This window comes from Dyadobacter sp. CY261 (assembly GCF_021440085.1).
GTDB lineage: Bacteria > Bacteroidota > Bacteroidia > Cytophagales > Spirosomataceae > Dyadobacter.
Map to the genome: position 1 here is coordinate 222,617 of NZ_JAKCPW010000012.1, position 12,082 is coordinate 234,698.

A 12,082-nucleotide genomic window follows, 5' to 3' on the forward strand; every position below is an offset into this window, starting at 1 on the left:
ATGGGATTAAAGTATTTCACCAGGTATCGTGATTCATTCGGGGATACCCGAGAGGTCAGATTTTACACCGATGGATTTGATGGAGAGCCCGTAGAATGGGTCAATGAACGCGCGGCCGTACGGTTTACGTCCGGCGCGTCGGATAGCTTTTTCCCTGAACAGCCAATAATTGCATCGCAGGCCCACATCGGCTTGATATTGAAAGAGCGGTATAATCTGCGCGAATTCGTCCGTAACAGGAAAACGTTTTACGTCGAAATCGTAAACACAAGCTTTGACCGAATAATTTGGAGCGGATGGTTAGAACCGTGGGATGCCCGTCACGACTACAAAAAGCCGCCTTATGTTGTCAATCTTACGGCGAGCTGCGGTTTGGCCCATTTGTCCAAGAAAAAGTATGTAAACCCTAACAGCACCTTCAAAAAGACAGGACTGCAAATTATACAGGATTGTTTGGGTGTAATCGGCCGCGACAGCCTTCCTATTCGCCTTTCCACTCATATGTATGAGAATGGGTTTACTGGCGATAGTAAGCTTGGACTTAATTCATTCGAGGAAAACACATTCAGATACTACGACGACAATGGCGAAGCGATGTACTGCGATGTCATTGTCAACAATATTTTGAATCACTTCACTGCTGAGATCATCCAGTGGAACAACATGTGGGTGATTCGTAGCGTCGTTGATAATGCGACATCCCTTGATACCTCATATCTAGACCTATCGCCTTCTCCGCACCCGCTGGCATGGCCTTCTACGTTTACCATCAACAGTAGCGTTGCGAAGTCATTGGATGGCGGGCAAATGCGCATTCTGCCACCAATAAACAAGTACCGTACCGAAATTGATTTTGGACAGCAAAAGCCATTCTTCGAAAACGGGAACATGCTCCTTTGGAGTGAAAGCGGATTGATTGGCTGGGATTTTACCCACATGGCAAAGGGGAATCCTGGATGGGAGCAATTTGGTTTAGGCGGCGAAGGTAGCCGGTCAGTGTTGAAAATAAACGGTAAATCTCCGCAGCCATACCGGAAGAAAAAGAAGAAAAAGTTTTGGCAGGTAGTAGTGCCTATCCTAACCGGGATGGTTGGTGCGAACCTGAAAAACACCTACCAATATATCGAGCCGGCGGAGTATATCGAGTCGCCGGGCGGAAGTATCAGCAAGGCAGATAAGAGTGTTACGATCTCCTTTGACTACGAAACGGAGGCATTTTCGTCGGACATCCTTATTTCGATCCGTATTCCTGTTACTAGGAAGAATGGAGATGTTGTTGACTATTGGGTTGACCCATCTTCGCAGCCTGCCCTCGCCGGTGCCGACAAATCAAAGGCTAGTGCGTCCGAGGATTTCTGTTTGATCCGGATTCCGCCGGTTGATATGGGCAAGCTGACCGACAAGGGCACAATCGATGTGTCAGGCAATCCGAACTATCCCGCAGCGAACTGGACACCAGGATCTAAAAACACAGACTGGACATGGACCGTGACCGGCGTTCCGTCGGGCGAATATCGCCGGATTGGTGGCCCAAGTGGTGTGTTGGTCGAAAATGGAGATTTGGTGATCGCGCGTGTTCCCAACCTCGGTGGATCGCAGGAGGCGGTTGGTAGTAGCTGGGAAATCATTGGAATCAGGAATAATGTAAAGAAGGGTACATTTTCCCTTGGTGTATCACTGAACACCACTTTTATTACGAAGCCAGGGGAAGATTTTCCGGCAGATAAAATATATGTCCGGTTCTACAAAATGGCCGACGACGAGGGTAAGCCCGGCGATTGGTACAAGGTATACAACTTGGACGGCGCACTTGAAGGCTTCGTGGCGTCGGAAGAATCTGCGCGGTATGCCACAACATTGGAGCGTGGGGATGTTACCGATGAGGAGGCCGAACCGATCACCCTAATCAGTGGCGACTTTACGCCCTGGTATGTTGGTGCATGGACCAGGCCCGGAAGTAATGATGTCACGTCATCATGGAGACGTCGCCCGCCGTTGAATGAATCATACTCGGTATACCGGGCAATGATGAAAGATCGCCTTTGCATGACTACAAAGGCTCTTGATGTATTCGAAGGAAAGATCCAGCTATTGCCCGGCGATTTATACCTGCACTACCTGCATAAGCTATATTTTGCAGATCAGGATAAGTTTTTCCGGATTGTCAGATTTTCCTACGACGATTCCCGGAAAGATGCGGATGTGACCGCCATTGAAATCCTTTATGAGGACATTCCTGATTCGGAATTAAAGCAGGACTCCTATATTCCTGGATCCCGGCAGTTAAATACGGTGCCTGGGCAGGGAGATGGTATTTATCCTTCCAAACAGGATAGTACGAATGGAAGGCTGAATGCCGAAGATATGCCGCCGACCAATGAAGAATTGGAAGATCGGATAAATGCGGGCAGCAGGACCACTCCGCTCTTCGAAAATTTCCCTCCTTTGGTTTTCATTGCCGGGGAGCTCGGAACCGATTCGGTAGATCTGGCAGAATATCTTTCGGAAGCGATCCTCTACAACAATGCTGATCAGGAGGAGGAAGATCAATTCGATTTCAATGATCTGCACTGGGAAGTACTGCAAAAGCCGACCTGGGTTATAAGTCAGACGGTCGTCTTTATGAATGTGACCGCTACGGCGCGACCTATTACGCCCGGAAGCTATTCTATCCTTTTCAAAGTGTATGACTCCAACGAATTGGAGGAGGAAGATGAGATCGACGAGGAAACGGGTGAGCCGATTCCGAAGACGCTATTCTTTGTTGAGGTCGAAGTACCGATTGTTGTTTATCCGAAGACAAAAGCAACATATTCCCTGTTAGAGGTGTCGGCTGGGAATGCATCGACTGTGGGGTCTCTACCAGGCAGTTACCCTGTGCCAACAAGATCAGATATTCAAATTGGACTCGTTGGCCCGCACGACTCCGTGCAATTCACATTGGAAGGTGGAGGCCCGACAGGCAAGGCGATAAAGCAAACGGTCAACCCGACAATTTCATTTACAAATTCAGGGGTGTACCGGTTGTTTTTGGAAGATAACGGGCAAAGCCTGCCTGCTGGGATCTACCGACTTTATTCTTACACCGCAGTTAACGAAAAGCCCGTTTTCATTCAGGATATCACGTTCGTACTGTACGATGAGGAATTTCTATCAAAATGCGGCTTCTTCTTCACCACTGGCGGCACCAATGTAGGTCCGATCGATCCTGCTGGCACCAGCAAATTCCCTGATCCAGGCGCATGGGACAACAAAGCGATTATTGCGGATGTTGAGCACGATAAAGCTGTAATCCGCCTTGGCAAGCCTGACGGTTCTAAAATCTATGAGCGAGAGGTAACGCACGTTGATCCGGTAACGGACGCCGAGTATTTCGTGTATGGAACAGATCAGAGCCGAGTAATCGGACGCTACACTGTTGGCATTTCCTTATACCTTGAAGGGGTAGAGGTAATGATGCGTTATGCCGACTTTGAGACAGTCAAAAAGACGCCCGAGTCGACAGGCGGCCAATTACAACTTCTGGCAAAGAGCGCGACAGGTGTTAATTTCTCGGTACTGGCGACACTTCCTAAAACTGGCGTTTCTGCGCAAACGTTACCTACTCCGGGATGGAACCTGGGCAGCGATGCCGTTAGCGATCCGTTCGATTGGGAAGGGGATGCACTCGCCGAATACAAAGGGGCAAAACTTATTGATGTGTCGATGCCGACATACGTTGGCCGGCCGTCATTTATTGAATACGATTTTCCTGTTACTTTCTCGGATTACCGCGCTTTTGACAATCTGTCAAGTGTTGATATCGGCAATATTCACGGCAACAATAAGACATTTCGGTATACCCGCACACGTAAATTGGGAGGTCCATCGGGCGAAATAGTAGCAATCTACCAGGCTGATTTCAGCTTTGGTACACTTGTCCCGATCGATGAGGACGCAGAGGTTGAGGAACCCGGCGCTGATATCGTCGACTACAAAGGTCGCGATGCGATCAGCGAAGAGGTGATTGACTATGTCAAACATTTTGATGCTCGGGTGGATGATGAATCCGTTGAAATCTACCTGCCGAACAATCCGATATTCAACCACATCCAGGTTAAGGCAAAAGGGATCAAGTATGCGCACATTCAGGATATGCCCGCAAAGAGCGTGCTGGGAAATATGGGTAGCTCAGCTGGGACTCCTTATGCGGTCTCAGTGAAAACACTGCTAGCTGATGTTGTTGCCGGTGACCTTATTACTATTGATGTAGTTAACCAGATATTGAACGGCACATCCGGTTATCTGCCGCTTACCAACGTCACAAAGGGTAGCTCGGTACCGGTTTATAGCGGGGATGTAAACTCATACAACTTCCCCGGCATGGCTTTGCTGAGCTCAGGCGCGACGAACATCCCAAACGCTACACCCGGATTCCTTATTACAGGAGCTAACGGTACAAACGTAGGGCAGCTGGTTATTAGCCGCAGCGGGGACAACTCGTATTATCGGGGTGTGACCGGTGGCGCATTGGGCACCTGGTACCAGATTGCAAGCAGGACGTTTACAGATGCTACCTATGTTCCTTTAACCCGGACCGTATCGACCACTACTGGCTTAACTGGCGGTGCGGCACTTTCGGCAAACTTGACGCTGGGTCTGGATTTCACCTATCTGGATGGAAGGTACGCTACCGGAACATTCCAGACGCTGGATTGGGCACTCGTTCACAGCCCGAACATAGGTAAATTCAATTCCAGCGGAACGAATAGCCCCGTGCCTGGAACGAACTACCACGGTATCTTTATGCCTCACGCAACGGCTGGTTTCGGCTCTGCAATTGCTATGCGCAATGGTGCGATGTGGTTCCGCAGCGTTGAATCCAGTGTATGGGGTACGTGGCTCCAAGTGGCAGACCGTACATGGGCTAATGCTACTTTTGTTCCGCTAACCCGGACTGTCTCGACAGGTACCGGGCTACTTGGTGGCGGGGCTCTGTCGGCAAACCTATCGCTAACGTTGGATTACACATTGCTTGATGCGCGATGGTCATCGACAGGTATTTCAAACTTGGATTGGTCGACTGTCCATACGGATGGCAAATGGAAGTTTAACGCCAATAGCGGAAATAGCCCGGTATCTGGAACTACTACGCATGGGATATTCATGCCGCATCCGACGGCTGGCTTTGGATCAGCGATAGCCTTCCGTAATGGGGAAGGGTTCTATCGGGGCCTGGAAGGAAGTGTCTGGGCAGCATGGAAGCAAATAGCAGACCGCGCATGGGTGAATGCGATCAACGTTGCGACCGGGGCGGGGTTGATCGGCGGAACAACACTTGGTAATCCTGTTACCATTTCCATGGGCACCCCGTCGACGCTATCCAATTCAACGACCAATAGCGCATCGGGAACGACGCACACGCATTCGATCACTTCGGCAAATCTGATACAGGGGAGCAATGTGGTTCTTTCAGGATCCTTAACGAGTAGGCTTCTAGGATCTGGCGATGTAACTATTTCCGTAACCGCCTTCCCATGGCCAAATATCACCAGCAAACCTATAACGCTGGCAGGATTTGGCATTGTGGATGCACCGACGATCGACTATGTAAACGGCGCGCTTGACGGAAAGGAAAATACATTTGCCAAAGGAAGTCTCATCCAGGGATCGAATGTCTCATTATCAGGAACGCTCACCAACCGGTTGGTAGGATCGGGTGACGTTACGATTGCCGTAACTGCCGTGCCTTGGTCAATTATCACAGGCAAGCCAACGACTGTTTCGGGATACGGGATAGCTGATGGTGCTACACTGACGGACTTGTCATCTGGGCTAGCAGGTAAAGAAAATACATTCTCGAAAGGCAATATAGTTGTAACCAACGGAATAGCTGCATCTGGAACGCTTACCAGCCGATTAGTTGGGTCAGGAGACGTCACATTTGGGCTCGGATGGTCAGGGGTGAGTGCCGGAACTTATCGATCAGTAACAGTAGATATTTACGGCCGGGTGACGGCTGGTACAAATCCTAATACGCTGTCTGGCTACGGGCTTGATTCAACGGTTTACACCAAGTCACAAGTGGATGCGCTGATTGCTGGTGCGGGTGGGTTAACAGGTAGTGGCGCGGCTGGAAAGGTTGCGATTTGGGGAGCGAGCAATACGCTTACTGAAAGCGCAATCATGTACAGCGGTACTCAGATATCTATAAATGGGCATTTAGTAATCAATGGAGGCTCAATTTCAGTCACTCCCGCCTCACTTCCCGCGACAGGATCAGCCGACGGAGAATTGTATTACTCGGCAGGCGCTTATTACTACTGGCATGCTTCGTCATCGGCATTTAAAAAGATCGAAACACTGTAAATCAACAAACTAAATCAGAATATGAAAGCAAGTATCAAACAGATTCAGAATTTCTTAAATGCGGCCGCTCATTTCGTCGATAATCACCCACAGGAAGAGCAGGTACTAAAAACGATTGAGCGTATAGCAAAGCGCTTGCAACCATTCTTCCAGGAGTACCACGAGGCTAAATATGATATTGAACTCGGACTTGCCAATACCGATAAAAACGGCTCGCTGCTTTACGATCTCGAATCGGATGGTAAACGGTTCTCCTTCACCAAAGAGAATATGGTGATAGTCCGAACGCGCCTGAAAGCATTGCTGAATGACAAGCGCTTTGAATTCGAGCCTATAATTATAGAAGATTTCCCGGTGGATTTGCGGGAAGAATACAAAGATTTTTTTCAAGGATTTTTGATTAAAAACGAAGATGAGCAACCAGCCAGCTAAGCTTTGGAGTAGCCCTATATTTAGAGAAAACCCTTTCCCTGTCGAAATTGACTTCGAGAGCGCAGGATCCATTACCACGCCGGTAACGGTGGAGCTATGGTCCAATGAGGCATTCTTTGAGATTATCCCGTGCACTGTGGTCGATGACAAAATCAGCTTTGTTATCACCGTGCCGCAGCTCAGGGCGGTCAATGCACGCAAGTCGGCGGTATACATCAAGGAAGCCGGGATAACAACTTACTACGGGCCTGTTATTGTGACATTGGATGGCGCGGTTTCGCAGCCTCAGACATTCACCATCACAGCTCCATCGGCGGGGACTATAAGGGTTACCACTTATTCGGATGCGGCGACGAAGGCTGTCATCGATGAAGCGCTGGCGCAAATTGCCGATAACCTGCAAGAAATCGAAGACATCAAGCAGCAGATCATAGAATACGGAGAAAGTGGAAGAACTTACCTTGGCATTTGGGATGCATCCGTAAACGTTCCTGCGCTTTCAACGGCTGTTCCTGTCGCTGGGTCTTATTACAAGATAGGAGTGCCAGGCACCCAGAACATCACGGGCGCTCCGAAATTCTATCCAGAAGGTGCTTTTGTAATATCAAATGGAACGGTATGGCAACTTGACGAAACCGGATCAATTGTGGCTGATGGATCCGTAACGGTTGCTAAGCTGGAATCGAAATTACAAGCCTTGAATGGAACGCTGCCGGACAATTCGGAATATGTATGGGTGGTCCTGGATTCAGAGGATAAAAAGCTCTTCGCCGTCAGAAAATCGGATGGCGGGATTGAAGGTGTTTTTGATCTTCAAACCGGTGCGGTTACCAGCGATAAGCTTGCGGACGACATTAAGGGGGCCGTCGGAGAAGCATTTGATAATACGAATTCGGAATTTATACTACTGGTTGTTGATCCGGATGACAAGAAGATTTACGGCGTCAAAAAGTCCGGCGCATTCTACATAGCAAAGCCCGACTTCGCTCCTGAGTCAATTCCTACTTATGCGCTGAAAGCCGAGGTAACAGATAATCTTTGGAGTGATGCCAGGATCAGAGTAAACGAATCCAACTCGTTTGATCGAGCACCGGGGGAAGCCGATGGACTAATAAGGGCTAATCGCGTTAGTACAGGGTCAAATAGTGAAACACTCGGCTACCGATTTGCAGAATTGCCCCGTTTCAATACCCCATATGTATTCGGGGAGAACACTTCTGGTACAGACCTGGAATTCATCGATAACAAACGTATGGTGATCGAGGGTAGACGGTATCGCGGCGATTTCGACCCTACTGCGTCCGCCTATCAAGGATCCAATTATAGGGGCACTTATGGAATTTATCCATCCAGTTACCCGGCATTGCCAGCAGGGGTAGCCGGGGATTGCTGGATAATTATGGGCAATACGGCGGGCGGCAATACCACTGCCCAGGGACATACTTTTAAAAACGGGGATTCACTGGTTAATACTGGCGTGGTCTACGTCATTCAGTCAGGCCCTGGGGATGGTACTTTTCAGCCTGGCGACTTCTGGAACATCACCGCGTCCGGGTGGTTTTGCGGGAAATACTATAAAGTGGGGGAGCGAATTATTTTCAACACCTACGAAGTTCATGGCACCGCCAACCATGCGCAATATCTACCCTCGAAGCCAGGGCAATTCTTCCTGATGGGAGAATGTGACCCTGCGACTTTTGGAACTCCTGCCAGCCCGAAAGAGGGGGACGTGTACCCGGTATTGGCGGCGGGATCATGGAATTCTTTCGCCCTTGAAATCGGCGATCACGTTTTCAGGGTTGGGTCTTCCTGGGGGGTAAACAAAGGGAACCGAAAGGTGGTTGCTGCTGGGCAAGCGTTCTTCTTTGAATGCCACGGCAACGCAAGCTCAATCAGTTTTCGCCGGGTAGACAAGTCTAATACCCAGGTAAGCATTCCGGTGTATGGGGAGGCGGCGATGCTGCGTCGTAAAACCAGCGACTTGATCAATGGGCGATCCGACTCCATGCTCGAAACGGGCGGCACCGGCAATAAGGTTCGCGCACTACTTCCAACAGAAAGAGATTTTGACACCACGGCTTATGGCAGTGGATTCCCGCAGCACGTATTCGGCATGTGGAAGCAGGAAATAAGAAGTGGGGATATCAATGGAGATCGGACGTTGCTGATCTGGACTGGCAGGAATGGATTCTCGCAGACTGACGCAGCGATGTACAATTTGCAGAACCAGATATTCAACTTCTATTCGACACTTGGGACGCTTCAAAAAAGGGTTTGGTTCATGTCGGTCCTCCCGCAAAGGACTTTCACTTTCAATGGCACCCGTCTCGTCGGCGATCAGATGGAGGGGGCGTTTAATGGGACGGATAATCATGCGAAAATGGAGGCTTTTTTTAGCGCACTTTTCCCTGATCAGTGGATATCTCCATATAAGATACTGCTTGACAAATCTAAGCTATTGACCGATCCGGATCCATTTAATCCAGGCAAAACCAAGGGAGAGAGCGCGACTGAATTGGGATGGATAGCCTCTGACTACTATAACCTTCCGGTTCTTACGGGACTGAATAACTCCTTAGGATACTGGTCTACCGCCGGGCTTCCTTCGAATGGCAGCGGAGCAAATGGAGACTATTATCTAAGATCCGGGAACGGTACAATAGGCAACATAATTCGGAAAGCATCTAACGTATGGGCCGAGTTTGCGACAGGCAACAACGACGTAACACACCCAAGTAGTGACCTTGGCTCTACGGCGCTCTCTGAGGGAATTGTAAATATCATCAACACTCAAAATAAATAACCATGGCAGGTCTATTGCAGCGACTTCAAGAGACGGTAACCGCGCCGCTGGATAAATTCTTTCCGGCCGATCCGACTATAAACGACGGTACAATTTGGCTAACAGATTTAGGCAACTCTTTACAGGGCATATCCGGAGTGCCGGCTAATGGCGCCGTGGTTAATAACATTGCTTGGGATATAGCTAAAAGGATGATTCCATCGGGCACCCAGTCGACATTAAGCGGCAACGTAGCTCAGTCACTTGACATTGTTGGGTCAAAAGCTTTTGCCGAGCGCACGCCGAAAGGCGGACTTCATGTCATTATCAGTCAGGCGGTGGATGTTGATTCGGGGAATGATTTTGCGATCACTTTACCTTCTTTGATCAAAGATTATTTGCTTGATAACCCCACCCACGAATTCTTCACGAGTGTATGGGGGCATACGACCAGGGTCGCGACAGTCAACCCGTCGGGAGTGTTCTATTGTTATCAAAATTCGACCAACTTCAAGTTCGCGATCCTTCAACAAGGGATGGTTCCGAACTCCTTGTATCCGTCAAATACAATTGGTACTTCTGCTTCGGCCAATACTGTGGGAGGATTCAGAAAAAGTATTGGCTTTAAGGGGTATATCGCAAGTGGCGTAGCTGGATCTCCACCCGCTGCCGGTAGCCGCAGCAATATTTATTTCCAATTCAAAATAGGTTCTAAGTTCCCATGGGCGACAACTGAAACTAATAAAGCGGCCTCACTGATCCTATACCGGCTTTACATTGAAGATTTGACTGTGTCTGGCAGGACTTACGCCCAGGCTGACCTTGCAGACACAAACTTCTATAACGAGGCATTTGGATCTGGCGGAAGGTTTAATGGCGACAGCTTCACGTCCCCATCAACATTACCATAATCAACAAACTATCAAATATCATGGCAAATACAGAAAAAAAGACACTGCTAGCGATCGATTACTTCTCGCTCAATTTCAGCTTACAGGCAAAGGATGCGGAAGGGCAACAAGTAATCCTGAATGATTCGGTCGGATTGAATTTCAACGACGACAACGAGCTTAACCGCGTGCTCGTGGAGAAGCCTTATTTGAAAGCGATTATTCAACCTCTTATCCATAGACTGAAAGAGTCTTACGATCCAACAAAGGCCGATGCAAAGAAACTGAAAGAGGATATCGGTAAGCTTCTCCAATAAACTTAATCATCAACAAACATGAAAAACCTGTTAATAGCGGTACTGCTGGCTTGCTGCCAGATGGTTTCCGCGCAGTCGATCGATCAGATCATCGACAGTAAGATTAAAGCCTCGGAGGCGCGGCAAAAAGCATACTCCGATAGCTTATTTAAGCTGAAAGGGCCTGGTATTCCCAAATGCGATCAAGGGCCGTCCGTCGTTTCAATAAGCGGTATCACCACTTCTGGGCTTACTGCGAATATTACCGGAGAGGGTTTGACGAGGATCAACGTTTCGATCTTTAACGAGGACAGCACGGTTAACTACTATTCTAAAACATTCGCTTATAACAGCCCTGAGAACGCTATTACTTACAATTTGTCTCCCGGCAAATACAGGCTGTATGCATCCGGTGTAAGCTGCACTGGTTACGGATCCAGGGCCTTTACGATCAAGACTCCGGAGGCAGGTAAACCTGATTGTCCGCGTGGCCCTACGCTCTGGGCTATTCAGAGCCCTACGCCTACTTCGTTAGTCTTTCAATTTGATGGGGATGGCGTTTTTGGTATCGATTACGAAATCCTTAATAGTGCCGGGAACAAGGTAGCAGGCGGGAGTGCAGAGCCAAAGTCATCTCTGGTAACTGCATCGGGGTTCTTGCTGGCCGACGGCGAGTATAAGCTGCGGATCAAGGGCGGTACATGCAACAATAAAAAGCCCGAGGAGGACAGTAAGGCCATTCCTTTTACTATAAAAAGCAGTACTGGTGGCCCTGCGCAACCAAACGACAAAGGCGCGAAGTTCGAGTTCATCATGGGCACGACCGGCGGAGGGTTCCGACCCGACGAGCCGACCGGCATTGATCGTGACTGGGTAGAGCGGATTGAAGCGTTTAAATACAACTGGGGTTACGGGATTACTGGTATTTCTCTGTGGGTAGAATGGACGCACTACGAGCCCACGCCTGGGCATTACAGGACTGACGGGTTACAAAAGGTTATTAAGTTCTGTCGAGATCGGGGGTTAAAACTAGCTATTACGTTTAAGAGCGTCCGATCGAGAGGGGATAACTTCATTCGGGAAGACGAGATCGTTAAAGGTAGCGCGGGCACACTGTACGCTGAGGGTCCGGGTGCCAACGCACATGTTTACGCAGGCTATGGTAACGATAGGGTTAATGCCCTTAGCTATAAGGCAATCCAGTCGATTGCAAAAGAGCTTAAAACCTACGACAGAGCACTATATATAGCAATTTCCGGCGGTGGATCCGGTGAGGTTGTAAACCACACTTTCGAAAAAAACGGCTTGTGGGAAGTTGCGGACGTGTCACAAGA

At 49.0% G+C, this 12,082-nt stretch carries 6 protein-coding genes; all 6 read left to right on the plus strand.

The genetic code is table 11. The annotated features are described in order from the left end of the window. Entirely contained in the window at positions 1–6,348 is a 6,348-nt protein-coding gene (locus tag LZD49_RS28630) for a hypothetical protein (RefSeq protein WP_234671318.1), read from the plus strand. 21 nt (positions 6,349–6,369) lie between these two features. After that, complete coding sequence (locus tag LZD49_RS28635; protein WP_234671320.1) at positions 6,370–6,780, plus strand: hypothetical protein; 411 nt, start codon at positions 6,370–6,372, stop codon at positions 6,778–6,780. Beyond that, on the plus strand, positions 6,761–9,583 hold the full coding sequence (locus LZD49_RS28640; protein ID WP_234671322.1) for a hypothetical protein: 2,823 nt from the start codon (positions 6,761–6,763) through the stop codon (positions 9,581–9,583). Before LZD49_RS28635 ends, LZD49_RS28640 begins: the two co-directional genes overlap by 20 nt. Before the next feature lie 2 nt (positions 9,584–9,585). Next, positions 9,586–10,473, plus strand: coding sequence for a hypothetical protein (locus LZD49_RS28645; protein WP_234671324.1), 888 nt, complete (start codon positions 9,586–9,588; stop codon positions 10,471–10,473). Positions 10,474–10,493: 20 nt separating this feature from the next. Further along, a complete protein-coding gene (locus tag LZD49_RS28650; protein ID WP_234671325.1) occupies positions 10,494–10,769 on the plus strand; it encodes a hypothetical protein in 276 nt (91 codons plus the stop codon). A gap of 18 nt (positions 10,770–10,787) precedes the next feature. Next, positions 10,788–12,082: hypothetical protein (locus tag LZD49_RS28655; RefSeq protein WP_234671326.1), on the plus strand; the 1,295-nt coding region annotated here is incomplete at its 3' end.